This window comes from Nocardia sp. NBC_01730 (assembly GCF_035920445.1).
In the GTDB taxonomy this organism is placed as follows: domain Bacteria; phylum Actinomycetota; class Actinomycetes; order Mycobacteriales; family Mycobacteriaceae; genus Nocardia.
Genome location: NZ_CP109162.1, coordinates 224,783 through 249,160, shown reverse-complemented (window position 1 = coordinate 249,160; position 24,378 = coordinate 224,783). Strand labels below are relative to the sequence as shown.

Sequence of the window (24,378 nt, the reverse complement as noted above, 5' to 3'; positions counted from 1 at the left end):
GCCCGAATTCGCGTGCTCCAGAAGCTGCAGGCATGGCTCGATCACCACCGCGACACACTGCTGTGCAAGTGCGCCGGGCTGGACGGCGACCAACTGCGCAAGCAGGCCGTCGAGCCCTCGACCATGTCGCTGCTCGGCCTCGGACGACACATGACCGAGGTCGAACGCGGGTGGTTCCGCCGAGCCGCTGCGGGCCAGGAACTGGACTACGTCTACTGCTCCGAGGACAACCCGGACGGCGACTTCGGCGACGTAGACGACGCCGATCCGGAGGCGATGTTCGCCGCCTTCCGCAACGAGATCGCCGACGCCGGCGTGCCGCTGGACCATCCTTCCGCCACCGCTGGCGGGATGCCGACTACAACCTGCGCTGGGTGTACGTGCACATGATCGAGGAGTACGCCCGGCACAACGGACACGCGGATCTGTTGCGCGAGCGGATCGACGGCGTCACCGGCGCCTGACGATCGGGCCGGGTGCCCGCTCACTCACGCGCCACCTGGGCAACCCAGGTGGCGCCTGGCGCGGCGGATCACACGGGCCGACCACTCGACGCATGCGATCCACCGGCCGGACGGCAGCGCGGCGCCACACGGCCCGACGCGCACCACCACCTGATCAACGCCGCGCCGCGTCACCCGCCGCGCGCACCACTGCCGACAACGACGCTGCGAGCACGGAATCGCTTCGCCCGCAGGCCCATCCGTTCCGAGTGTCGCCGCGATACTCCACATACATGAGAGCGACGCTGTCATTGCCCGACCCGATCGACTGCTGGGTCAGGCCGAGCACTTCGATCGGATAACCTGCTTCCTCCAGCGCCGCGGTGATCTCCACGCCCGTGTCGGCGGCGCGGGCCTGCACGTACTTGGCGAAATCGATCTGCAGGCGGCGCGGCAGGTCGATCCCGTACTCGGTGTGCAGCAGGTAGGCGATGCCGCCCTTGCCGGACTGTGAATTGACCCGGATCACCGCGTCGTAAGTGCGGCCGATGTCGGCTGGGTCGATCTCGACGTTGCCGGTGCGTTCGCCGTTGCCGGGGACGCAGCCCTCGCCCGCTGCGCGCCCGCGAGCACCGCCAACTCGGCACAGGCGATACCGGTACCGCGGTCGTTGTGCGGGTGCACCGACAGAATGACGCTGTCGCGGCGGGCCAGATTGCGGTGCATGTACTCGATCTGGTCTGCGTACACGTTCAGGGTCGCGACCTCGACCGTTGCAGGCAGGTTCAGGATCACCGGCCGCTGTGCGGTGGCGTCCCACAGTGTGGTCATGCGGTCACACAGATCGAGCACGAAGTCGGGCTCGGTCAGTTGAACACCTCGGGCGAGAACTCGAAGCGCACGTTCGGCAGGTCGTCCGTGTATGCCAGCACGTCGCGGCCGCCGGCGAGGATCAGCTCTCGCAGCGCGTCATGTTCCTTGCCGAGCACGGTGTCGCGCCAGGTGGGGCGGTCGCGGTATACATGTGGATCACCACGTCGTTGCGGATGCCGCGGACCGATTCGACGGTGCGCTCGATGAGGTCGCGCCGCGCAGGGGTGAAGACGACGATCGCGACGTCCTCGGGTGCGAGATCGGTGTCGGCGATGAGGCGCACGAAGTCGAAGTCGGTCTGCGACGCGGACGGATATCCGACCTCGATCTCCTTGTAGCCCATGGCGATCATGAGCTCGAAGAAGCGCCGCTTGCGCGCCGGGTCCATCGGCTCGGCCAGCGCCTGGTTGCCGTCGCGCAGGTCGACCGGAACCCACAGCGGCGCTTGGGTGAGCCTGACATCCGGCCAATGCCGTTGGCGCAGCGGCGCTTCCACGCGGTCGATGGCCGGTCCACAGCACGGACTGAACCGAGCCGGTGACCTGGCGTTTTCGGCAACTCGGCTGCGGTGGCACGAAATCTTCGGAAAACTTTCGCGCAGCATGTCGATTCGGTCGGTGGTCGTTCGATGCAGTGGTGTGAGGGTCGGACGATCCTGACGACAACCAACCAAGGATGCCGAGATGCGATACATGATGCTCATTCACGTGGACCCGATTACCGCGCCGGAGCCGGACGACGCACTGTTCGAACCCTCGACACCTACCACCTCCGCCATGCCGTTCGCGGCGATATGCTCGCCCAACTCGGCCGGCACGCGGAGGCGAGCGTGGTATTCATCCGCGCGGCCGAACTAACCGGCAACAGCGCCGACGGCCGCGCGGCCGTATGCGCACGGGATGACACCCGCAACTGACCCGGCCCGCACCACGGTGGTAACTCCGCTGTAATCGCCACACCGCAATCACGTGTGAGCATGCAACGAAATCGACTACCACTGAAAGGAATGCGGCCACGTGCGGCAGTTCTATCGAGCAGTGCTCCTCACAAACGACCACCGTCTGCTCGGCTACGTCGAGCCGGGCACGAAACTCATGGAACACGCCGGGATCGGCCACCATCTCGTCCAGGGGATCGAGCGACTACTCGGAACGCCCGCCCGGGTCGTGTGGGCGGGCCGTGCCGCGCCACCACAGCACAACGACGAAACTCTCTACGGCACAGCGTCTTCCGTTGCCCCACTGGTCGCACCGGAGCACGGCGCCATCGGCCGGTACCTGCTCAACCACGACCGGAGGGCCTTTGTGGACAAGGCGACCGTGCTGGAGAACGAAACCCGCCACCGCGTCCACCCACTGCCGCTGCTCACCGCGGAGCCCGCCCCGGCAGCGAACAACCGCCGCACCGTCGGCGACCACACTCTCATCGGCTCCTGGGCCCGCGCCCTCATCTCGGTGCGCGACACCGTGCCGGACGGATTCGAGCAGCTGAAATTCGATCTGATCGAGCGCCGCCCCTGACCGGGGCCTAGCTCGAGTCTTATGGCTAGGCCAAGTCGCCGCCGAAGACCTCCCTGACTCTTTCGCACACCTCGGCGATAAGTCGCCCGACGGCGTCCGGCGTGATCCGCAACCGCTCGCCAACTTCGTCAGGGGCGTATCCATCGAGGAAGTGCAGCACCATCACATGCTCGGCCAGGTCCGGTTCCGGCAGCTCCGACAGCGCCTCCCGCAGCCGCCCCAGAAACTCCGGGTCGGTGAACGGTGACCCGGTCAGGTCGGCTTCCTCCTCCACCGGCTGCGCGTCCGGGTCGGCGAAGTCGAGCGTGGGTGATCCCGGCCTATCGCCGACCGGAGCGTCCTTCGAGCGGGTCCGCAGCTCGAGCAACCTTCGCAGTTCGACAATCGCCGCCCGGTCGAGGTCGAGTGCCTGCGCGATCTCGGCATCGTCGGGCCGTGTCCCTGTCGCATCGCGACGCCGATTGATGTACGTGTTGACGCGTATGAGCTGATCCCGCGTTCTCCGGTCTCCTGGGTACATGCGCTCGTAATATGCCTGCATCAGCGCGTAGTGGGCGGACGTCCACGCGAGTGGTGTGAACTTTCCGGGCGGGACGAACCCCGGAATGGCCCGCAAAATCGCCTCGACGGCTAATTGTTCGAGGTCGTCACGCTGATCGCGTGGGAAAGATCTCGCCCAGCGGGAGGCCACTGCCTCTGCAACCCATACGTATCCTGTGAAGATCCGCCTTTTGATCTCCTTCTCCTGCTCCGACCCTGGGCGGGTGGCGATCAGATGCCAGAACAACTGCTCCTCGGCTGCGTCACCGGGCACGGCTGCGGGGTATGTGTAGAAGCGCCGCAAAACCGCTGCAAGTGTATCGTTCGGTATATCCAAGGAGTCCCGGAGCTTTCGGAGAGAAATAACACGGGGTTTCGATCTACCGCCCTCCACGCCACCCAACCAACTCTGCGACATTCCGATCCGTTCATAAAGTGCGTTCCGGGTTATCCTGTGGTATAGCCGCGCCGCCAGCACCCAGTCGTTGACTGAATCATAGCGAGCGGGGTCGGGCAGCGTTTCCCCGTTCGGGCCGATTCGATAGTCGTATCCCCACGCCTCGGCCAGGTTGTTCCACAGTTCCGACCGGCATGGGGCATCATCGAAAAGGTGCACAACACGATCGACAATTTTGAGTAATTGAACCTCGGACACCCGGGCACTACCGTCTTCGTAGCTGGATACGGATTTTATTTCTACTCCAAAGATTTTTGCGGCCTGATTGCGATTGAGATTGTTCCTGCGCCGGAAGTGGCGTAAGTACTCTCCGAATGAGTCAGCTGTCCTGGGATCCGGGAACAATAGTAAGTTCCTCGGCAGATCGAGATAGGTCTCGGAGAGCTCGTCATACGTCACGGTCACGCCACGGGACAGCGGCACTGCTTCGAGGACGGATTGAACAGCTTCTTTCGAAGGGGTGGTAGCCCCGATCTCCCATTTTCGGACAGTCTCTAGGGACTTGCCAGTGGAATCCACCAAAACTGTCCGTGTCAACCCCTCATATTCTCGGCGGAATCGGATGTACTGGCCGACGTGCCGGTAGCCTTCCGGATAGAACGGCTCTCCGCGTCTCGTAAGCAGACCAGGGCAGTACCGCGCCGCGGCCAGGTATTCCTCGCGGGCACCAGGTATCCGTCGAAGCAGCGCTCGCAGGTGCGCGATGTCCAGTTCGCCCGACCCGCGTTCGACCGCCTCCCACGTTCCGGGCGGGGCGTCCACCAGCTCGTCCATCAGCGCTGGATCGACCCACAAATACCCGCGAACATCGGCCAGCCAGATCGCCGAGTCACTGTCACCGGGACTCGGGAACCTCATCGTCGGCACGGCATCGAAACCGCTCGCCTCGAGTCCCGCACCAGCCAGCCACCGATTCACCTGCGTCATCTCCAGGTGGTACATCTCGGCGTACTCGGTCAGACTCTGCCCCGGCCGCGCGGGCTCGTGCACCAGCCGCGCCCGAGCCCACTCCACAAACCGGTGCTCCGCCACCGAAGCCGCAGGTCCGGGCTCGGCGTCCGGCTGCGCGACCGTCGCCGTCTCGGACGCATCGGGCGTGGCGGGAGCCGGCTGGGCCATCGGGAGTATGCCCGCACGCAGTGCTATCGCCACCATTCCCGCTCGCTGGCTGGTGCCCAGCTTGCGGCCGATGCGGTACATGTGGTTCTCGACGGTGCTTGCCGAAAGGGAAAGCTCTTCTGCGATTTCGGAGTTCGACTTGCCGTCCGAGACATGGCTGAGAACCCCGACCTCACGGGCGCTCAACTGGCCGCTGGGAGCGGCAATGGAGCCATCGGCGGGGAGGATTCCGGAACGAATCGCGATCGCTACCATTCCAGCTCGATCACCGGTGCCGAGCCTGCGGCCGATGCGGTGCAGGCGGGACCTGACGGCGACTTCGGTAAGGATGAGTTCTTCCGCTATTTCCGAGTTCGTCTTGCCGTCGGCGACGAGTGCGAGTATTTCGACCGTCGTTGGGTCGAGAATTCCCAAGCGCAGCGCTTCGAGGATCGTGGGGATCCGGCCTTCGGTGCCCAGCTTCTCGGCCGCATGCACCACGTCTCGCTGTACGGAACTCAACGAGCGCCGCTGCCTGCCGGCGATGTCGCCGCGGGACAAACCTGCGGCCATCAAGCGGAGCACCTCGATCTCGCGGCCGACCAGCTCGCCGGTCTCCGACGGTCGAGCGGGCTCGGGGATGTCAAGAATTCCCTGGCGTACCGCCGCGACCGCTGTCGGCGCCCGGCCATGAGTACCGAGCGCCGCCTCGATACGAGCGAATCGGCTCTTCACGGTCTTCTCGGATATATTGAAGATTTCCGCAATTGCCCTGTCCGGTCGGCCTTTTGCCATCAAACAGAGCAACTCGACCTCATGGTCGGACAACGAACGGTCGCGTGGAGATTCCGCTGTCGGGACGCGCCGAACGGGGGTGGGGAACAGTTCCTCCAGCCGTCGTAGGACGTGGGTGAGTGGTTCGATCGCTCCGTCGATTTGGGCGAAAGCGGCGGTCTTGCGCTCCAGTTCGCGGAGACGGTCTTCCTTGTGCGACCGCTGGGTGCGGCCTTTCCATTCGTCGGTGAGTTCGTCACTACCGGAGGGCGTGCCCGTGCGCTGAGCTGGTTCCGTCGCGGTGCTCGCGTCTGGTCCGGCGATCTCTATGGCCATTCGTTGGGCAGCGCCGAATGCAATAAGTCTGATCGTGGACACGTCGTCATATCCGAGTACTTCCGCGATCTCGGGGGGCGTCGTCCGATCTCGGCAGAGGCCGAGGACAACCTGTTTTTGTTCCCTCCCCAGTTTGCGTAGTGCATTCGATAGTTGCGACGGATTCGCTTTGGCCAATGCCTGTACCCGCGTGTCCAGTCTATGGCGTTCGTCGGGGTCGTTGGCGATGGCGATGATGCGTGTGGTGGCACGGTTCGCCGAGCTGATGACTGTGTCCGGGCTGAGGTCCAGCTCTCGTGCTATCTGGTCGACCGGCTGCTCCGATTGCAGGCGCTGCAAGATATTCCGCTGCTCGGGAGTGAGTTCACCAAGAGCAGCAAGCATTCGCCGGCGGGTGGCCGTTGCGAGTACCTGGTGCAGGTCACGCCCTTCCGGTCCCGCCACCAGAATGGCGCATAGCGTGGCACGGAACTCGGAAATCCCGGGAAGCCGATGGGATTCACGTCCGTTGTCGGCCGATTCTATCCGGGACGGCAGACCACCTTCGGAGGAGTCGAGTTGCGGCACAAGCGGTTCGGTGTTGCTGCGCGAACTCGGGTCCACGAACCCGCTGTTGAGGGATGCGGTCTGACCCGGGTCTGGTTCGTGCTCCCCCAACCCGACCCGAGGCATGGACCCGTCACCCGCTCGGTCGCTGGGCCCGGCCGCCGAAGAATCGCGGCGACCCCGGACAGGCTCGGGATCGGGCCCGCGGTTTGCCCCGGACATTGCCACCCTGCCCGGGTCGAACCGTCCCCTGAACGGATCCGCCACCGGACCGTAGCCACCCGCCGCCCGCCCGCCGCCGATAGCCGCCAGCACATCCGCGACACCAGCCGGGTCGCCAAACACCGCACCGGCCGACCCGAAAGCCCACGTGTCCGGGCTCAACCGTGCGTTGAAAGTGTTGAACTTCGACGGATCTTCGGAGGTGCCCTGGTAGCCACTCGGCCGCTCTTGGTGCCGAGTGCCATCACCGAGACGCGATCCGCGTTGTTCTCCACGATCATTCCGCGATCCGGGAGGAGAAATGCCCGGCGACCGTTGTGCCGCCTGCTCTTCCGGCGCCCGTCGGACAGGTGTCGGGGCCGGCTGCACGACACCGACGTTGTCGGCCGGTTCAGTGCCTGAGAGCGAGCCGTCGGACAAAGACCCGTCCGACAGCTTTCCTGCTGAGGAAGATCCGTCGGAGAATGATCCGTCGGATAGCGACCCGTCCGAGTACCGTCCGCCTTTGCGGCCTACTTCCGGTTCGGGCACCGTGTGTGGGTCTTTCGGGGTGGTGGGTTCGTTGCGCGGGGGCACGGGTGCGGTGGCCGCCGAGACACGGAAGTCTCCGGGTAGTTGGCTGTTCATGAAGAACTCCACCCCGGGTTGGGGCTGCCCGGGCATGTACCCGACCCCGGCCATGGCGGCGCGCATCCGCTGCGGGGGAAGATTCAGCGCGGCGCCCCGGTTATGGGCCATCGGCCCTTTCACCGGTTGGCGACGCCGGCGTCGCCGACTGCCACCACGGCTATTCAGAGCGCCATCTGTGGCGGGTGTCGGCTGCGCGCTGTTGCCGCCCGGGTTCGCCTGTGCGCGGGTGTGGCCCGGCACCGCCAGTGGCTGATGTCGTTCAGCAGCGGCGGTCGTGCTGTCGTCGGTGAGTTCGAGGGTGTTTGCGCCGGCGCGATGCGCACCCGCCTCGACACGGTGCGCTGCCGTGTCGGTGGGCGTGTTCTCCGGTGAAACGTCTTGATCCACCGGTTCCGATGTGTCATCCGCGCGGTGGGTCGGGACGAGGAACGTGTCGCCTAATTCTTCGAGTTCGGCGATATGCAGGAGGAATTCGTCCCGTAGTTTTTCGAGTCGAGCGATATGCAGGTCGCTGTATTCGTCGTATCTACCTGCGTAGTTCGCCCCGCCCGGCACACGGCTGATTTCGTCGATGAACTGTGCGGCCCGATGACGCTGCGGTCCTTCCGGGAACTTGTCGGGATTCATATCCCCCATCGAGCTGCGGAACAGACGTCTACCCGTCTTCTTGCTCTGCAGGGTCACGACCCCCGATTCCTCTGCCACGCATGGTTCCCCCATCGCCGCCTTACTCGCGGCGCGGGCCGCAAGCGGCAGTTGATTGTCGGTGGGTTCTCCGCCGGTATCGGTGGTGGTGTCCGCGAGCGGGGAGCGGCGGGGGTTGTAGCCGGGGTTCACGACGAAAAACGGCTGGTCTGGTGATTCGGGGTCGAGTTGGAGGTAGCCGACGATGAAGGCTGGGTGTATTCCTCCGGGGAAGACGATCAGCGTGTGTCCGTCCACACTCGCGCCGTGCTGGCGGAACCCGCCAGGGGCGTCGATGACATAGATACGTTCGGTACCGAATTGTATGGCCGCACTCAAAGATTCGAGGGTGTAGACCAGTCCGCCGGTGTCCGCCCCTGCGCGGAAACCCTGGTCGAACAGTTGACCGGCGGCGGAGGAATGTTCGCCCGCGGTGGCACCCGGGGCGGGGAAGTCCGGGCAGAACACCACGCTGGTGTTCTCGCCCCGCCATGTCGTCGCTACGGGGTGTTGCGCCCAGCTGCGCAGCAGCCGACCCATATCGACACTGCCCCGATCCACGGCGGCAGGCATCGGATCAGCCCCCTTGGGCAGTCCGGTCCCGGCGACCCCGTTGCCTGTCGGCGAGCCGGAGCTGCCGTCGCCGCGGGGCCCACCGACACCCGCCCGCCGATGCGGCGCCGGTGCGTCCTGCTCCCCCAACTCGATCCGCACAGTCTTCGACGGCCGGGCCGACCCCGCCGCCTGAGGGGAAGGACCTGTCTTGCGGGCATACGGGTGCTCCACACCCGCCTTCCCCAACGGCTTTTCCCCCAACCCCAACGGACGCACTGCACACCCGTCAGCGCCATAAAAGATCCCGTACACCCTGTCCCCGACAGGCTGCTCCTGCCCCCTCTCATACAGGTACTCGAACGCCTTCTCCCCGTTCCACTCACGCACCACCACCACACCTCGGCGATCCGGATGCGAGAAATATGTCACCGAACGCACACTCCCCGCTCCCTCCACCAGCCCGAGGAACACCCCACCCGAATCCCGCACCCGGCCGGCGGCCGCATCCAACGATTCCAAGCCCTGGCGATGCCCGGAACCAGGATGCCAATCGCCACCGGCAGCTTCCGCCCATGCCTGTGTCCCCAACCCCACCTTCCCGAGCGCGACCCCGTCACCGGTCACCGGAAAAATCCCCTCGAGACCCAACACCTCCCTGCCGTAATGCAACTGCTCCACACCTCCCAGCACCGGCACCTCACCCCCCGTCGAGGGCGCCTCCCCCGCGCCGGGACGCCGATACTCCACCCCGGCAGAAGCGAACTTCTCGGCCAACGCCCCATGCGAGACGAACGCCGAGGTATCCCGCACCCCGACCCCACCGTCCAGCCCCTGCCGCGCCTCTGCCGCGCTCCGGTCCACGGGCCGAACCTCGCCACCACGATTCGGATCGGTACCCGCATCTGGCTCTGCCTGCACACCCTTACCAGGCGAGGGCACCTGCGCACCAGAACGATCCGACACCGCCGACCCCGCATGCTGATCTGTGACCGCTGGCGTCCTCTGCTGCCCTGCAACAACATTCCCAGCACCGTCCGTTGCCCCGGACTGGCTCGCACCGGCAATACTCGCACTTCCATCACCAGCGGCCGTCTGAGCCCTCACCAGCTTCGACACACCGCCTCGGTCGGCTGTTGTTGACCCATTTCTCCGCTCGGCCGGAGCCGACCCTTCACCTCGCGCCACCGTTCCCGACCTGCCGCTTCGCTCGGCGGGAGCCCACCCATCACCTCGCGTCGCCGATCCCGCCCCGCCACCCCTCGGGCTCGCAGCGCCCTCAGACGATGCCGACCTGCCGCCACCGTCCGCGGGCGGTGCCGAACTACCATCACCCGCCGTGAACGGTCTATCCGGCGCACGACGAGCCGGCGGCTCCGCGGCACCTTCCCTCCAACTTTCCCGCAATTCCCGCAGTTCGACTACATGCTGGTCGCTGTACTGGTTTGCCTTATTCCGCGCATTTGCCTCGTTGACAATATCCGTGACACGGAGGGCGAATTTGGGGGCGCGGACTTCCCCAGCCCCCGTAGTGTCGGAATGCATTTCCTTGATGAGCTGACGGGCGAGGATCGTGCCCACCGCCCGGGATTCCGCGGTGACAACAGCCGGTGCACGCGGGCTACCACCACCCGCCGACGGCACCTCACCACGACCCAACGCCGGCGAATTCAGCCCCGGCATCCCCTGCCGCATCCCCTGCAACGCTCCCAACCCCATACCCGCCGCAAACAATTCGCGGTGCACAGCCGCATCGACCTTGCCCCAATCGAAATAGCCATGCACCAACTGTGCCCCCACTTGCCAACCGACGCCCGCCCCATACATAGCCAGCGCACCCACGAACCCCCCCAACACCCCCCGCCACAACCCCTTCGCGATCGGCGACAACGCCGCCCCTGCCAACTGATGCCCCATCCATATGCCCGCAGGCACACCCGCGAACCCACCCGCAGCCCACTCCACAAACGTCCGCCCGACCTGCCCCCAATCGATCCCACCATCACGATGGCCCACCGCCACCTGCGCACCCTCGACCCCCAACTCCAGCCCCGCCCCCGCACCACCCATCCGCAACCCCGCCACAACAATCTGCTTCGAATACGGTCTCAACAGATTCTTCAAACTCACCCGCCCCGCTGTCAGGGCCAACCTCCCGATACCCAACTCACCACCGAAACGAACAGCTTGGCGACCTGATATCAATGCCAATGGGACCGCCGCCTGACCCCACGGCGCCATCGCCCGCAACGAAAAGACCGTATACGCCGTTATCCCCGCAAAAATCGCCAAGATGATCTGAGTACGCTCGATATCCGTACCACCCTGCCGCGTATACAATCCGAGATCCTCGAACCCCTGAGCCGTCACCTCGATCGAATACTCCCCCTCGAGCAATTTCTCGAACTCGGCCTCGACCGCAACAGCACCCTCACCCTCATAAAATTTCTGCGTCGCATCCATCACTGCCCTCAGATCCGGCTCCGACACCAACAACTGCGCCGCAAACCTCAAATATTCATCACCCAACGCGAAATAATCCGTCGCATCATCCTCGGGATACTCCGCACCAAAATTAAGGGCCGACAAGATATCCGGCGGAATCCAAGACCAATACGACGCGATCGAATCCATCGCGATCTTCCCGACCTACCGCACACCAGCCGCCGCGCGCGCCACCGGAACTCACCACGCCGAGTTCGTCACACCCGACCCCGGGCCACTCTCCTGCACATCAGTGAACTCTGTCGACCCCTCCGCCGCACCCGACCCCCTCCGAGCCGCCGAACCCAACGGCGCCACCGACACCTCCGGCGCCTCAGGCAACATCTCCAACACATCGGGCATCCCCGGAAGAAACTCCGAAATCTTCGGCATCCGCGCCTGATCCTCCTGAACTCCCCTCAACAACTCCACCGTCGCCTCCCGCACCCGAGCCGCAGCATCCTGCGCAGCACACAACGTCGCCGCCGCGATCTCCCCATACGACAGCTCACCCACATCGTCACCGAACCGAACATCGATCACGACACCATCGGCATTCACCGACACCGACACACGCCCACCCCCCGCCGAACCCGTCGCCGTCAACTCAGCCCGCCGCCGCTGCGCCACCGCAATCGAATCCATACCCGCCCGCACAGCGTCCACCACATCAGCCAACCGCGCCTTCGACACCGCATCCATCACCACACAACCCCCTCAGTCCGCCCGAACAGACAACTCGACCAACTCCGAACCGTAACCGCTCACGTCCGGAACCCCTGTTCATTGTCGAACTCCATGGCGTCGAGCCGATTCGCGGCCTCACGCAGCCCCTCCGAATAAGACTGCAACAACTCCGGTTTGGACTCGGCAGCGGCTTTCAGATTCTTCTTCCCCGCGTCGTACCCATTGCCCCCGCGGAACGTCTGCCCGAACTTGCCTTTGCCGATCCGCCCCTCATAGGCCGCCGCCGACGCCCACAGCTCCGAGAGCATCCCGGCCACCCTGCCCCCGACATCATCCAGATCACCTGCGGTTCCACGGAATTCCACCGACTCGAACCTGATCTCTTCGGCCATATCGTCTCCTCATAACCGACCTGAACGCCGGGAGCCTCGAGCAGAGCACCCCATTTTGTCACAAGAACCCGACAAGGCCCATCCCCGACCCGAATGGACCGCCGGGGGTTGCAACCGGTGCTCGAACCCGTGGCATCGGGTCCAACGGCGACATGGCTGCCGGACAGGCGCCGACAGCAGATCCCCTGAAAAAGCATTGGCGACCAGACGATCCACCTGCCGATGACACCATCGTCCCGCGTCGCAACCCGACACGCCGCTACTCCTACAGCCGTCTGTGCCGCTGCTGGAGTCGCTGCTCGAAATCGGCCGCGTAGGTCGAGGGCGCGATCGACGAAGACGACTGCTCCAGCACGCCGTCGTCGGTGATATAGACGATGGCGCGGCCGATCGTGTTCTCCCCCTGCTCGGTTGGTACACAGACCATCCAGCCGTCGGTGATCCGCAAGGCCGTCAACTCCGACAGGAAGTGCCCGGTGGTGTCGATACCTCGGTCGAGAATGTATTGCCGCACCCGAGCGATAGCTTCCTCCGGCGGTATCCGATCCAGCACTGCCGCCGCCACACCGGCGATCGACAGCTGATACATGGCACCGTCGATGTCGAAGCCTTCCTCTTCGTCGAAGACCTCCAGCAGAGTGTCACGGGTGACCACCCCTGCCTCCGCGGCAGCCACCAAGGCCGCCACCGCGTCGCGCTCCTGGTCGCTCGGCTGCTCCGCGATCAAACCCGCGACCACCTGGATCACGGTGTTTGCGGTCCACATACCGGGGACGGCGTCGCTGAGCTCGTGGGCGGGCGGCGACTCGCCTCGGTACCAGCGCCCGCCCTCCCACCAGTAGCAGAACGACAGCAAGCCGTTCGCCGCACGTGGGTTCAGTACCGGGTTCGCCACCCAATGTGGTGCGCCCACATAGAAGTCCGGCATCGGCTCGCCGTCGTTGTAGGTGGCGTCCAATGCGAGGGCGTCCCAATGTCCACCCGAGAGCACCGCGCGTCCACCGGGCAGGGCGTATATCGTCGAACCACCGCGCTTCGCCCCCTCGAACCACCCCAGCGAAGGCAGAATCCTCGGACCCCAAGGCGATCCGACGGCGACGAATGCGGCGGCAATGGTCGCCCACCGCGCCCACATCGTGGGAAACGGTGGAAAGTCTCCTTCGAAAGGCAACGCCCACATCTCCTCAGCGCGGTCGGCGCGGACCTTCGCAGCCGCTTGTTGCGGGGTACGCGACTGACGACCCTCGTGGCCGACATACGCGGCGAGCCACACCGGGAGCCGGCCACGCGGATATTCCTCCAGATCCGCCCGATACGCCGCGGGGGCGAACAACTGATCGTCGGGAAATGGCTCGTCTCCGTAGTCGTAGTCGACCTCGAGTTCGCCGTCGGCGCTCAGCTGTAGCATCAGCCGCCACCACGGCCCGGCACTGAGCCGGGCCGCGATATCACGCTGTTCCCGTACGCGCGCGAGCACCGCCTGCGACGGTTCCACCCGCACCGACCTGTCCCCATTCGAGAAGTAGACGTGCGCCACTTCGGACACCGCCGTCAGCGCGAACACCGCTTCCAGCTGTCGCCAACCGGCCGGACCCACGGCCGCGAGATCGCGGGCCACCTGACGGATCAGCTCCCTCCCACACTGCTCCACCTCGGCGGCAACCGTGGGTGCCACATCAGGTGTCGCACGATCGTCGGCTACCCGATCCCTATGCTGCGCCACCTCAGCCGCAGGCGCCGGATCAGGTGTCATGTTGAATGCGACGTCCGGATCGTCGTCCCACTCCCCGAGTCGTTGCCCGACCCCGACCATGAGATCCTCGCCCGGACTCCCTTCGCCGACTGAAGATTCAGCCGCAGCGGCAGCACCGGCGGACCGGTCCGCCGAAACAGCACCGCCCAGCTCTTCCGGCTCGCCGACCTTACCTTCGAGCCCGTGACTGCTGACCATACGCTGTTCCCCCTTCGCGCCGAGACCAACCACTAGCCGACCGTCAGATTACCCAGCTACAGCACCGTTGGCCTGCACAATCATCCCGAGGGCACCACTCCGACACGGCGCTTTATGGGGTGCTGCGGGCAACCAGCCGTGCATCCCCCGCTGCTGCCATTCGACGCAACCCGCCCTCGTCGAAGTTCACGACAAGTCTTCCGACACAATAGATTCCGGTGTAGGTGACGGTTCCGACCGCCTCGCCGCTCCGCTATCTCACGAACGAACGCTCATTGTTTCCCGCCCGAGCCGGTGCGGTGCTCGGCCTCGGCGAGGTCCTTCAGCGTCCGCAATTGCTTGCGCATCATGAGCACATCGCCGACGGCCAGCGCCACGGCGATCGGTTTCGGTGCGCCACAGCGCATACGCACCACCAGCCTGGTCCCCGCCCCTTCGGGCCGCACCGCGTAGGTGACGCAGAACTTGCCCGTGACCAGCGTGATGTGGCGGCCGAGGATGAAGGAGACCAGCTCGAACTGGGACATGAACCGTTGTCCCGCTTCTAGTTCGGTGAGCATGGGGTCGCGCCGGTGCGGGCTGCGGCGCCCAAAGTTGTCCAGCAGGTCGTAGCTGTAGGGCGCGACGCGCAATTGGCACAGCCAGGCGTAGACGAGCGCGGGCGGGGCTTCGATGCTGATCGCCCGATCGGCCTGCAATCCACCGGGTCGCAGGTCGTCGCACGGCAGCGGCGCCTCGCGCTCGGCCTCGGTGGCGCCCCACACGGTCCCGGGGATCATGCCGCCGCCTCGATCCGGCGCAGGAGTCGCCGCACCATTATCCGGTGGCCGCCCGACCCGATCACCAGCGCCCGATAGATTCTGCCGTGCAGCCCGGGGAAGTTGCCGAAGGACCGTGCACGGACGCGGGTCCGGCTCGGTCCCTCCTCGTCCAGCTCGAAGACCAGCGCGTATTTCGAGAACCAGTGGCTACCTCGCAACGCCAGCCGGTGCGGCTCCTCAGCGGAATCCAAGGCGAACCCGCTCGGCGCCGACGACGGATCGGCCAGGTCCTTGCAGACAACCTTCAGCAACGCTTTCCACGCCCGATCACGGTTCGCGTCCACTGATCTGGCATGCTCATCTATATAGGGTAAACGCTCCATATAGAAGGAACGTACTAGTCCATGGCACCACCCCGCAAGCACGACACCGATGTGATCCTCGACGCAGCACGCACTCTGGTGCTCGCCGACGGCCCGCGCGCGGCCAGCGTCGCGGCCATCGCCGAAGCCAGCGGCGCACCGGTCGGCACGCTCTACCACCGCTTCGGTAACCGCGACGGCGTGCTGACCGCGGCCTGGTTGCGCGCGCTGCGGCGCTTCCAGGACCGCACCCTGGCGGCCGCCGAGGACCCGGATCCGGTCGAGGCCGGCGTCGCGATGGCGCGCGCCGCCCTGCGGTTCGGGCGCGAATTGCCCGGCGACGCAAAGCTTCTGCTCAACCTGCGCCCCAGCGATTTGCTCGACACCGGCCCCGACGAGGAGTTCCGCGGCGCCCTGGCGCGGATGAACGCACCGCTGATCTATCAACTGCGCCGTATCGCGGACGCGCTCTTGGGCCACGACGGCGACCGCGAAATCGACGCCGTCAGCCGCGCGATCGTGGACCTTCCCTACGCCGCGCTGCGCCGCCACGCCCACGCCGAGCCCCTGCCCGACTGGCTCGACGACGACCTCACCACCGCCGTCCGAACCCTCCTGACCTCTTACCGTCCCTGACGGCGCAGCAGCGGCGGATCAACCGTCCACCAGCGTGGGGGTCAATTCGTCGAGGCCGTCGACCACGTGGGCGGCCAATGCCAGCGCGTCGGGCGCGGGTGGGTACTCCGGGCGCGGGGCGGCGATGACGCGCATGCCCGCGGCATGGGCCGAGCGCAGGCCGTTGCTCGAATCCTCCACGGCGGCGCAGTCGGTGGGCTGCCTGCGCAGGAAGGCCGCGACCGCCAGGTAGACATCGGGCGCGGGCTTGCCACGGTCGACCTCCTCGGTGGAGAAGGTGACGGTGAAGAACTCGATGAGACCCGTCTGCCCGAGCACGGCGTCGATCAGGGCGCGCGGCGACGAGCTGGCCAGACCGAGCGTCCATCGTTCGCTGATCCGCTGCACCGCTTCGACCGCGCCGGGCAGCAGCGGAACGGCCTTGTCGTAGTGCTCGGACATCCGAGCGACGACGTCACGCGCCACCGTCTCCGGCGGCTCGCGGACCCCGAGTTCCCCGCTGAGGTACTCCGACCATTCCTGGGTGCTCATACCCATCAGGCGGTGCTGGGTATCGGGCAGCCATTGCCCGCCCTTCTCCGCGACGTAGGCGCGCCGAACCTTCTCCCACACCGGCTCGGAGTCGATCAGTACACCGTCCATGTCGAAGACGACCGCCGTGATACCCATGCGCCCATAGCCTTTCGCCAGCCGATCCGGTCAGGTGTCGATGCGGGCCGACCCCAACTCCGCCCGCGGTCCCTCCGGTGTCACATCCCGGAAGGCGAGTTTGCCGATCGCGCCCCAGCCTAGGGGAAACAGCTCGGATCGGCGTGACCCCAGCACCCGCTCTGCGAACATCGGGCGGGCGAACGATAACGTGTTCTCATGAACGAACAGCAGGCCGGCCCGCTGCCGAACGAGGAGCATCACGAGGGCGGGTTCCGGCCGATGACGGAGCTGATCGCCGCGCACGAAGCCGCCCAGGACGCCGACATCACCCGCGGCGGGCCGCACTACGGCGAATTCATCGAGCAAATCCGCGGTCTGATGGACCGCGCCCGCCTGACCTGTCCGTCCGACGAACTGACGGTGGAGGCGATCGGCGTCCTGAAGGAGCTGAACGACCGGCTCGACGATGCGGTCGTGGACGAGTGGTCGACCCCCACCTGGACCCGCTTCGACCTGCCCGCACGCGGCAACATCACGCTGCCACCGTTCTTCATCGACCACGCGGACCAGGACGGCGTCGACGCCCGCATCACCTTCCGCACGTTCCACCTCGGCGGCAACAACGCCGCTCACGGTGGTCACGTGGCGATCGGCTTCGACGACCTGCTCGGCATGACGGCCGCGGTGCATACGGGCGCGGTGACCAGAACCGCCTCGCTCACCGTCGACTACCGTGCAATCACCCCGTTGAACACCGAGCTGAAGGTTCGTGCCTGGGTCGAACGACGGGAAGGGCGCAAGGTCTATGTCCGCGCCACGCTGCACGACGGCGAGCGTCTGTGCGCCGAAGCCAACGGGCTGTTCATCGTGCTCAACCCCGGCCAGCCCTGACCTCGGAGCTCGCCCTGGTGCGCGATAGTTCGCTGGTCCGATCAGCGGGCGATCAGCGCGGTTGTCCGCACCGTGCCCGATAACGGATTCGACCCCAGCGATAAATCTCCGATCCCGCCTTGCGGCGATCCGCCGGGTATGGACCGGTCATGGGGCACTTTTTCAGCTCGTAGCGATGCCATGTCCGGTACCGGGCGGAACCAGTCGATCATGCCCTGACCGCCGAGTTCATCGAGCACCGAGCGAGGTAACCGGCGCCAGAGCCCGGCCTCGGTCCAGACGGGTGAACCGCCGATGCGCGGTCGGCACGGTGACCGAGAACGACGGCGGCGACGTCCGCCATGTGCTGCCACTGGTCAGCCCGAATACCACCGCGCTCGCTCATCGGCCGGGGTGGTTCCGCCACCCTGCGGGCGCGGTTCCCACTCGGGCAGCAGCGGTCCGACGGCCACAACTCATCCGACACCAACCGCTGCGAAAGATTGTCGACCACGGGCAAATAATCTGCCGCACAACAAATTACAGCGACGCGCACCCGCTCCGAGAACCCATGGACCCATGTCGATAAATCGGCCGAGGAATTTATCCTGACGACGTTTCAGGCGGTCGCCCATGCGATTTCGAGATACCCCATGACACAATTCTGCCAGCACCGGATGAATCCATTTGCGCCCAACGGCAGTTGGTTGAATACCAAATCCACGGAAAGTCCTGTTACGCGGGTTCGGCCAGGAAATCGCACGGGAAGATTCCACAGATCCAGCGGCTCAGCCGTGACAGCATCCGGATGGCAGGCGCTACAAAACCGCAGATCCGAGCTATAGCAGAGAGGGTGCGCGGTCGCATCCACGAAGCAGGGCTGCGCGCCCGGTTCGATGGTTCTCATACCGAAAATAGTGTTCACTTCTGCGGCACTCCGCAGCTGCACTCCGCGTGGATTTTTCCCCGGCCTCATCCAAGAAGGCCCGCGCCGCGACCACTACAAAGGATGGCTGATCCATTACATCACCGGCACACAATGACATGTCATTGACTTAATAGTAAGTTGCGTTCCATGACACGTGCATCGTCTGTGGATGGAAAGCCGTTCGGATTACGGGCCGTCCCAGGATCGGGCGATCCGTAATGTGGAGGTAAGGGCATGGGCGAATACACGCCGACCTTGATAGTTCTTTATGACCTCGGTTCTTCGGAACCACGACGAGTGGCCGAGTTCCGGCTGACATCCAGCGGCGAGGTGGCGCTCATCGTCACCGACCCCAACGGATGCCTGGTTGCCGAGCGCTGGTACGACCGCGGTGTCGAGGTCTACGACCCGACGGCGCGGGTCAGACCCGACGAAGGGCCCCGGTTCCTGCGTGCGCTGCTCCAGTCACCAGGGATGAGCTACTACCGCGTGGTTGACGAAAGCCCTGAAGAGCAGGAAAAGCCGGTCCGTCGCTCCCCGTGGTCGACGACGCCCGAACAACGTTCCCGCGTCACCCCGCCGCCGCACTCGCTTTGAGAGACAGCGTTACCCCGCTGCTGCGCCAAATCGCCAAACGTTTGACCGGAACGTTGGACCTGGCGGCGCGGTCGGTCGAAGGCACGGTTCGGCGCACCGGCAGCACCGTGGAAGCCGGTGCGCGCGACTTCCGGGAGGCCGACGAACGGTCCTCGCATCTGCTCGAAGAGGCGACCGCGGTGCGGCAACCACACCCGATGCACGCGGCCAGGAACCGAACGTGGAACTACCAGCCGAGCGCTGCCGAATCGGCCATGCGTGCACGTCGATTGACCACCGAAGTCAAGTTTTCCGGCGATATGACACATGCCGTCGCGCGTAGCTCGACCGAGGTGCGGAAGATGCGCTCGGATGACGGAGAACTGAACATATACAAGCCCATACACGGTGAAACCTACGACCCGCACCTGCCTTTCATTCATGCCCCTGGCGCGCTGACGAGCAGGGAAATCGCGGCATATCGCGTCGATGAAGCGCTCGGATTCGGCAGAGTACCCCCGACCGCCCGGACAGACGGCGTGATCGGACCCGACGGCACACCATCCGGCCCCGGTATGGTCCAGCAGTTCGTCGATTCGGAGCAGGCGAGAGCGGTCAGCGACTATCCCAAAGTCCAGCAGCAGCAGGTCGGCGTGCTCGACTACGTGATCGGAATGCTCGATCGCCATCCCGGCAACTACCGCACCGTAGACCGCGGTGACCATCTCGACGTGGTGGCCATCGATCACGGCAGATCCTTCCCTGTCTCGACACGTCCACTCGAGATAGGTATCGACTCCGATTTCGTCGCCGCCCAGAAAGGCGAGCGGCTCGAGGCCGATGTGTTGCGCGCGGTGAAGGATGTGGACATGGACCGGTTTCGGGCAGCGCTCGGGGACGCGGGTCTGCATCCCAATGCCGTAGACGGGGCTGTGGCACGGCTGGAGAAGATCAGGGACCTGCAGATGATCCCAGCCGACGTCCGGTTGCTGCCACCCTGACCACCTGCCTCGTCCGAGCCCTGCTTGTCACCAATCAGTCACGAATCACCGCGAGTGCGCACGAGCTCGAGCAGATGCGGACTGGATGTCATAGCAGGCAGTACGTTCAGGTGTGCTCGCCGGTCGAATCACATGACCGGCGGGCACCGAATGATCACCGTCCCACGAAGTGCGCCTCCCGATACGCGCCGAACCGGGCGTCCACCTGATCGGCGGTGAGCCCGAAATCGGCGAGGGTGTATCGATGCGCCGGACGCGCCGCGCCCGATGCGCTCTCCGCGTGCAAGGCCGCCATCGCCGAGGTCGCCTCGTCGGTCAGCGGCAGCCCGAAGTGCCGGTAGATCGACCCGACCGTGCCGATCGGATCGGCGACGAAATCGTCGTAGTCGACATCGCAGAACTGGGCCGCGTCGTACCGTGTGCGGTCCGCGAGGAAACGTTCGGCGCCACGCCCCCACAGATCCAGCTGTGCCGCGCCGACGACCGGCCCGCGGAACTTCTCCGACCAGCCCGCCGACGCCTGTTCGTTCAGGCTGCACACCGAGGCGATGATGGTCCGCGGATCACGGTGCATTTGGATGACCAGCGCGTCCGGGTAGACCTCGAAGATGGCGTCCAGCGCGAACAGGTGGCTCGGATTCTTCAGCACCCACCGCTTCCCGACGTCCGGCAAGCCGATCAACTGCAGGTTGCGCCGATGCCTGCGGTACGCGGGCGTCCAATCCCGCTCGCGTAGCCATGCGGAGTACCCGGGTAGGTAGGCCAGGCACTCGTAGGACACCGACATGGCCGACTGCCGCAGCAGCTGCCAGCACTCCTCCACCTGATCGGCCGAGATGTGGTGTACGCCCATGAATTCCGGGTGCTCCACGTGGTGCTTCTCGTAGGCGGCCTCGAGACGCTGATACACCGGGTTGCTCGCCCAGGTGTCGCGCGGCGGGCGCGGCTGTGGCATCTCGGTGAGCCACATCTCGAGCCCCTGGTGCGCCGGGTCGGCGTTCAGCAGCCGATGCACCGCCGTCGTGCCCGAGCGCGGCAGACCGGTCACGAAGATCGGCCGCTCGATCGCCACATCGGCATATTCCGGAAAGCGCTGCCAGGCCGCCTCGCTGAGCAGCCGAGCGATCAGCGCGCCGCGCAGGAACGCGCGATTCACCTTGTTTCCGAACGGCGTGAGCTCCGCATCTTCGGCATACGACTCGAGCAGTACCTCGAGCCCCTCGCGGTAGTCGTCAGTACCGAAATCGTCCAGTCCGACGACCTTGGTCGCCGAGGCGTGCAGATCGTCGATGGTCCCGACGTCGTCCCTGCCGATCACGTTCATCTCCTCAGTGTTCATGCGGGACACCCGCACCCGGTCGGGATCGCAAGCGCTGCGCGATGATGACTCACGATGCCCTCCCCGGTGTTCATGCGGGACACCCGCACCCGGTCGGGATCGCAAGCGCTGCGCGATGATGACTCACGATGCCCTCCTCAGTGGTGGTATTCGCCGGCGTTGACGTCCAGACACGCGCCCGTGATCGCGCGCGCCATGGCGGACGCGAAGAACACGACCGCGTCGGCGATCTCGTCGGGCTCGGGCAACTTGCGCAGGTCGGTGGCCTTCGCGGTCTCGGTGTAGACCTCTTCGGAGGTGATGCCGCGCTGCTCCGCAAGGTAGTTGAAGTACCACTTGAGGTTGTCAGCCCAGATGTAGCCGGGCGCCACCGAATTCACCCGGATGCCCTTGGGGCCGAGCTCGGTGGCCAGGCTCTGCGCCAGCGCCAGAAGGCTCGCCTTGGCCATCTTGTAGGGGCCGAAGGTGCGCCGCGAATGCCGCAGCACCGCCGAGTTGATCATCACCACCGAGCCTTCGGTCTCGGTGAGCGCGGGCACGAACAGCCGGGTCAGCCGCAGCGCGGCCAGCACGTTGGTTTCGAAGCCTGCACGCACTTGATCCAGGTCGACATCGGCGAGATCGACGATGGGCGGGATCGCGAACGCGTTGTTGACCAGCGTGTCGACCTTGCCGAACGCGCTCAGGGCGGTCTCGACCAGATTCGCGGCCGCGGCCTCGTCGTTGATGTCGGTCGGCACGACCACAGCACGCCTGCCCAGTTCGGTGATTTCCTCGGCCACCTCGGTCAGCCGCGACTCGGTCCGCGAGGCGAGCACCACGTCGGCGCCCGCCTTCGCGCTCTGCACCGCGATGGCGCGGCCGAGACCGGGCCCGACACCAGAGACCACGACTACCTTGTCCTGCAACAACATCAACCGAGCATCCTTTCCGCGACGGCCACCTGCCGTGCCGCGATCCGCGCGCGCCATTGTTCCGGCGTGACGCGCGCCTGGTCGTAGAACGGCAATCTCTCCGGCAGGTCGGCGACCGGCACCACCTCCACGGTCGGGCCGTCGTCGGGCTTCATGTCCCTGGACAACCGCTGCCAACGGAACTGCAGGTACCCCCGTGCGTGCCCGGTGCGTTCGATCCAGTTGGCCAGACCGGGGTCACGCTCGGCGACCACGAGGCGGATCATCCCGTCCTGGTCTACGTGCGCCTGATCGGCGGTGAGGCTGGTCTGGTGGTTGATGTAGTCCAGCGACAGATACCACATGCTTCCGAGCTGGAAGCCCTGGTACGGCGCGTCGGATTTCGGCACCGTGATGATCATCGCCTGGTCGTCGTCCAGCTCGTAGTGACCCACCGAGGAGAACTGCGTGGTGAGCCCGCCCGGGGTGGACCTCGGCTCGGTCAATGTGTTCACCGGCAGGTTCAGATAGAACCATTCCGGGAAGGCTAGGAAGGTCTTCAGCCGCGAAACCAGCATCTTGCCCGCGACGCCGTACCGCTTGGTGAGCACGCCCTTGGTCAGCGGCGGCGGGGCGTCGCCGATCCGGTCGACCCGCTGGATGCGCAGGGTGCCCGCCTTCTCGGTGGCCCAGTCGCTGTGCACCTCACGCACGACCAGCATCTCCGAGTCGGGACTCAGATGCACGTACCCGGGGCGCGCCGCATCGGGACCGAACCGGATCTCGAAGCTCCCGTCCTGGCCGATCTCCAGCTCACGGTCGTCGAATGCGGTGAGGCTGTCGGGGACATCGACCGGCGAGTAATTGCCATTGAGCACCTGGAAGCTCAGGTCGCGCGTGGTCCCGCGCTTGCCGGTCACCACATATTCCGCGTCCGACCGCAGGTAGGAGTGGAAATAGAGGGTGTCGGGGTTGTCCAAGCCCATCTTGGTGTACGGCCCGGTGGACTGCACGAAGAACGGGAAGTCCCGCTCATAGGCCCACGCCATCTGCAGCGAGGCACGGATGCTGCCCGCCAGATAGTCGTACCCCTCGACGAGGTCCTGTTCGGTGCGGATGTGCGCGGCTCCGGTGATGATCTGCTCGGCGGCGGCGATGGCGTCCGCGAACGGCTGTGTCAGCAAGAGGCTCTCCGGTGTTCCAAATATGTACCACTCTGGTACATTTCAACAAGAGCAAGATTAGAACGTGTTCTAGGAGTGGTCAATGGTCGGCCGTCGGTCCGCACCCACCGTGCGGGTGGTTCAGGTACTGGATTTCTTCGTCGAGCAGCGCGGCAAACGCTTCGGGCTCTCCGAGACCGCCCGCGCACTCGACCTGGCCAAGCCGACCTGCCTCGGCATTTTGACCGAACTGACCGCGGCCGGGTACCTGGTGCGCGATGCCAACTCGCTCACCTACGGCCTCGGACCCGCGCTCATCGCGGCGGGCCGGGTGGCGCAGGACAGCTTCGCCATTTCCGCGCTCGCCCGCGACGAGCTGGAGAAACTCACCACGCACTACCGCACGACCTGCACCGCGTCGGCCGTGGTCGGCGAGCAGATCATGGTGCTGGAAAGCACCGGACCCGGCCTGGTCAAGGTGGGTGCGGCGTACCACTTCGCACCTCCGGTCGGCCTGATGTACGTGCTCTGGGACACCGACGCGGCCTTCGACGCGTGGCTGGCCAAGCCACCGACGGTGCCGGTGCGACAGGACGAGGCCCGGTTGCGACAGGTCGTCGCCGAGTGCCGCGAACGCGGTTTCCTGGCGGAGAGCATGACCACAGCTGGTCGCAGGCTGTACTCGCTGCTGGCCGGCGTCGCCGACCGCGATCTACCCGACGGGCTGCGCGAACTGGTCGGCGAGCTGGTCACCAGCCTCGGCGAACGGGTCTACCTCGGGTCGGATCTGCGTCCGCGCAAGGAGCACGCGGTGAGCCTGCTCGCCGCGCCGACCTACAGCGGCGACGGCAGGCAGAACATGGTGCTCACCATGTACGTCGGCGCGTCGATCACCGGCGCCGAGATCGCGAGACGTGGCGCGGCGCTGGTCGCCGCCGCGGACGCCGTGACGGCGAGTTCGGGCGGGCACAAACCATTGACCAACAAGCGAAACGTGTTCTAGTTTTGC

At 65.7% G+C, this 24,378-nt stretch carries 18 protein-coding genes and 2 pseudogenes; 8 read left to right on the top strand and 12 right to left on the bottom strand.

Going from position 1 to position 24,378, the window contains the following annotated elements; genetic code table 11:
• Positions 1 to 12: 12 nt before the first annotated feature.
• Together OHB12_RS01185 and OHB12_RS01180 are read left to right on the top strand one after the other, a co-directional pair.
• Positions 13 to 390, top strand: a complete 378-nt coding sequence (locus OHB12_RS01185; protein WP_327115327.1) for a mycothiol transferase — start codon at positions 13 to 15, stop codon at positions 388 to 390.
• Positions 375 to 464 carry a mycothiol transferase gene (locus tag OHB12_RS01180; RefSeq protein ID WP_327115326.1) on the top strand — a complete coding sequence of 30 codons (90 nt, stop codon included), beginning with the start codon at positions 375 to 377 and terminating at the stop codon, positions 462 to 464. Before OHB12_RS01185 ends, OHB12_RS01180 begins: the two co-directional genes overlap by 16 nt.
• A gap of 154 nt (positions 465 to 618) precedes the next feature.
• On the opposite strand, the pseudogene OHB12_RS01175 reads toward OHB12_RS01180, so the two are convergent.
• Positions 619 to 1,920 (bottom strand): annotated as a pseudogene (locus OHB12_RS01175) (hypothetical protein).
• Positions 1,921 to 2,332: 412 nt separating this feature from the next.
• Here OHB12_RS01175 and OHB12_RS01170 point away from each other — a divergent pair.
• Positions 2,333 to 2,836: a hypothetical protein gene (locus OHB12_RS01170; protein ID WP_327115324.1), complete on the top strand. Its 504-nt coding sequence runs from the start codon at positions 2,333 to 2,335 to the stop codon at positions 2,834 to 2,836.
• 25 nt (positions 2,837 to 2,861) lie between these two features.
• On the opposite strand, the gene OHB12_RS01165 is transcribed toward OHB12_RS01170, so the two are convergent.
• The 7 genes and pseudogenes from OHB12_RS01165 to OHB12_RS01140 form a co-directional block, all read right to left on the bottom strand.
• Entirely contained in the window at positions 2,862 to 9,539 is a 6,678-nt protein-coding gene (locus OHB12_RS01165; RefSeq protein ID WP_327115323.1) for a LuxR C-terminal-related transcriptional regulator, read from the bottom strand.
• 1,371 nt (positions 9,540 to 10,910) lie between these two features.
• Positions 10,911 to 11,309: pseudogene (locus OHB12_RS35985) on the bottom strand (WXG100-like domain-containing protein); the annotation flags it as partial.
• 51 nt (positions 11,310 to 11,360) lie between these two features.
• Positions 11,361 to 11,861, bottom strand: a complete 501-nt coding sequence (locus OHB12_RS01160) for a YbaB/EbfC family nucleoid-associated protein (RefSeq protein ID WP_327120822.1) — start codon at positions 11,859 to 11,861, stop codon at positions 11,361 to 11,363.
• Positions 11,862 to 11,923: 62 nt separating this feature from the next.
• Positions 11,924 to 12,238 (bottom strand): hypothetical protein, encoded by a 315-nt coding sequence (locus OHB12_RS01155; protein ID WP_327115321.1) that lies wholly within the window; start codon positions 12,236 to 12,238, stop codon positions 11,924 to 11,926.
• A gap of 265 nt (positions 12,239 to 12,503) precedes the next feature.
• Complete coding sequence (locus OHB12_RS01150) at positions 12,504 to 14,189, bottom strand: hypothetical protein (RefSeq protein ID WP_327115319.1); 1,686 nt, start codon at positions 14,187 to 14,189, stop codon at positions 12,504 to 12,506.
• Positions 14,190 to 14,461: 272 nt separating this feature from the next.
• Complete coding sequence (locus OHB12_RS01145) at positions 14,462 to 14,968, bottom strand: hypothetical protein (protein WP_327115317.1); 507 nt, start codon at positions 14,966 to 14,968, stop codon at positions 14,462 to 14,464.
• A complete protein-coding gene (locus tag OHB12_RS01140) occupies positions 14,965 to 15,294 on the bottom strand; it encodes a hypothetical protein (RefSeq protein ID WP_327115315.1) in 330 nt (109 codons plus the stop codon). The genes OHB12_RS01145 and OHB12_RS01140 overlap by 4 nt, the downstream gene beginning before the upstream one ends.
• 60 nt (positions 15,295 to 15,354) lie before the next feature.
• On the opposite strand from OHB12_RS01140, the gene OHB12_RS01135 reads away from it, so the two are divergent.
• On the top strand, positions 15,355 to 15,948 hold the full coding sequence (locus tag OHB12_RS01135; protein ID WP_327115313.1) for a TetR/AcrR family transcriptional regulator: 594 nt from the start codon (positions 15,355 to 15,357) through the stop codon (positions 15,946 to 15,948).
• Positions 15,949 to 15,966: 18 nt separating this feature from the next.
• Here OHB12_RS01135 and OHB12_RS01130 read toward each other — a convergent pair whose 3' ends face one another.
• Positions 15,967 to 16,617, bottom strand: coding sequence for an HAD family hydrolase (locus OHB12_RS01130; RefSeq protein ID WP_327115311.1), 651 nt, complete (start codon positions 16,615 to 16,617; stop codon positions 15,967 to 15,969).
• Between the two features lie 198 nt (positions 16,618 to 16,815).
• Between OHB12_RS01130 and OHB12_RS01125 the strand changes: the two genes are divergently transcribed.
• From OHB12_RS01125 to OHB12_RS01115, 3 genes are all read left to right on the top strand, one after another.
• Positions 16,816 to 17,490: a PaaI family thioesterase gene (locus OHB12_RS01125; protein WP_327115309.1), complete on the top strand. Its 675-nt coding sequence runs from the start codon at positions 16,816 to 16,818 to the stop codon at positions 17,488 to 17,490.
• Positions 17,491 to 18,631: 1,141 nt separating this feature from the next.
• Complete coding sequence (locus OHB12_RS01120) at positions 18,632 to 18,994, top strand: hypothetical protein (RefSeq protein ID WP_327115307.1); 363 nt, start codon at positions 18,632 to 18,634, stop codon at positions 18,992 to 18,994.
• Positions 18,991 to 19,974: a hypothetical protein gene (locus tag OHB12_RS01115; RefSeq protein WP_327115305.1), complete on the top strand. Its 984-nt coding sequence runs from the start codon at positions 18,991 to 18,993 to the stop codon at positions 19,972 to 19,974. Before OHB12_RS01120 ends, OHB12_RS01115 begins: the two co-directional genes overlap by 4 nt.
• Before the next feature lie 154 nt (positions 19,975 to 20,128).
• Here OHB12_RS01115 and OHB12_RS01110 read toward each other — a convergent pair whose 3' ends face one another.
• The 3 genes from OHB12_RS01110 to OHB12_RS01100 all read right to left on the bottom strand — a co-directional run bounded on the left by OHB12_RS01110 (position 20,129) and on the right by OHB12_RS01100 (position 23,390).
• Positions 20,129 to 21,313, bottom strand: coding sequence for a sulfotransferase family protein (locus OHB12_RS01110; RefSeq protein ID WP_327115303.1), 1,185 nt, complete (start codon positions 21,311 to 21,313; stop codon positions 20,129 to 20,131).
• A 137-nt stretch (positions 21,314 to 21,450) separates the two neighbouring features.
• Positions 21,451 to 22,227 carry an SDR family oxidoreductase gene (locus OHB12_RS01105; protein ID WP_327120820.1) on the bottom strand — a complete coding sequence of 259 codons (777 nt, stop codon included), beginning with the start codon at positions 22,225 to 22,227 and terminating at the stop codon, positions 21,451 to 21,453.
• Entirely contained in the window at positions 22,227 to 23,390 is a 1,164-nt protein-coding gene (locus OHB12_RS01100) for a hypothetical protein (RefSeq protein WP_327115301.1), read from the bottom strand. The genes OHB12_RS01105 and OHB12_RS01100 overlap by 1 nt, the downstream gene beginning before the upstream one ends.
• An 82-nt stretch (positions 23,391 to 23,472) precedes the next feature.
• Here OHB12_RS01100 and OHB12_RS01095 point away from each other — a divergent pair, with 82 nt between their 5' ends.
• A complete protein-coding gene (locus tag OHB12_RS01095; protein ID WP_327115299.1) occupies positions 23,473 to 24,372 on the top strand; it encodes a helix-turn-helix domain-containing protein in 900 nt (299 codons plus the stop codon).
• Positions 24,373 to 24,378: the final 6 nt, after the last annotated feature.

Bases quoted from the DNA above. Each gene is read 5' to 3' on its own strand.
- OHB12_RS01160 (WP_327120822.1), bottom strand. From the start codon at position 11,861: ATGGATGCGGTGTCGAAGGCGCGGTTGGCTGATGTGGTGGACGCTGTG.
- OHB12_RS01155 (WP_327115321.1), bottom strand. From the start codon at position 12,238: ATGGCCGAAGAGATCAGGTTCGAGTCGGTGGAATTCCGTGGAACCGCA.
- OHB12_RS01150 (WP_327115319.1), bottom strand. From the start codon at position 14,189: ATGGTCAGCAGTCACGGGCTCGAAGGTAAGGTCGGCGAGCCGGAAGAG.
- OHB12_RS01145 (WP_327115317.1), bottom strand. From the start codon at position 14,968: ATGATCCCCGGGACCGTGTGGGGCGCCACCGAGGCCGAGCGCGAGGCG.
- OHB12_RS01135 (WP_327115313.1), top strand. From the start codon at position 15,355: ATGGCACCACCCCGCAAGCACGACACCGATGTGATCCTCGACGCAGCA.
- OHB12_RS01130 (WP_327115311.1), bottom strand. From the start codon at position 16,617: ATGGGTATCACGGCGGTCGTCTTCGACATGGACGGTGTACTGATCGAC.
- OHB12_RS01125 (WP_327115309.1), top strand. From the start codon at position 16,816: ATGAACGAACAGCAGGCCGGCCCGCTGCCGAACGAGGAGCATCACGAG.
- OHB12_RS01120 (WP_327115307.1), top strand. From the start codon at position 18,632: ATGGGCGAATACACGCCGACCTTGATAGTTCTTTATGACCTCGGTTCT.
- OHB12_RS01110 (WP_327115303.1), bottom strand. From the start codon at position 21,313: ATGAACACTGAGGAGATGAACGTGATCGGCAGGGACGACGTCGGGACC.
- OHB12_RS01105 (WP_327120820.1), bottom strand. From the start codon at position 22,227: ATGTTGTTGCAGGACAAGGTAGTCGTGGTCTCTGGTGTCGGGCCCGGT.
- OHB12_RS01095 (WP_327115299.1), top strand. From the start codon at position 23,473: ATGGTCGGCCGTCGGTCCGCACCCACCGTGCGGGTGGTTCAGGTACTG.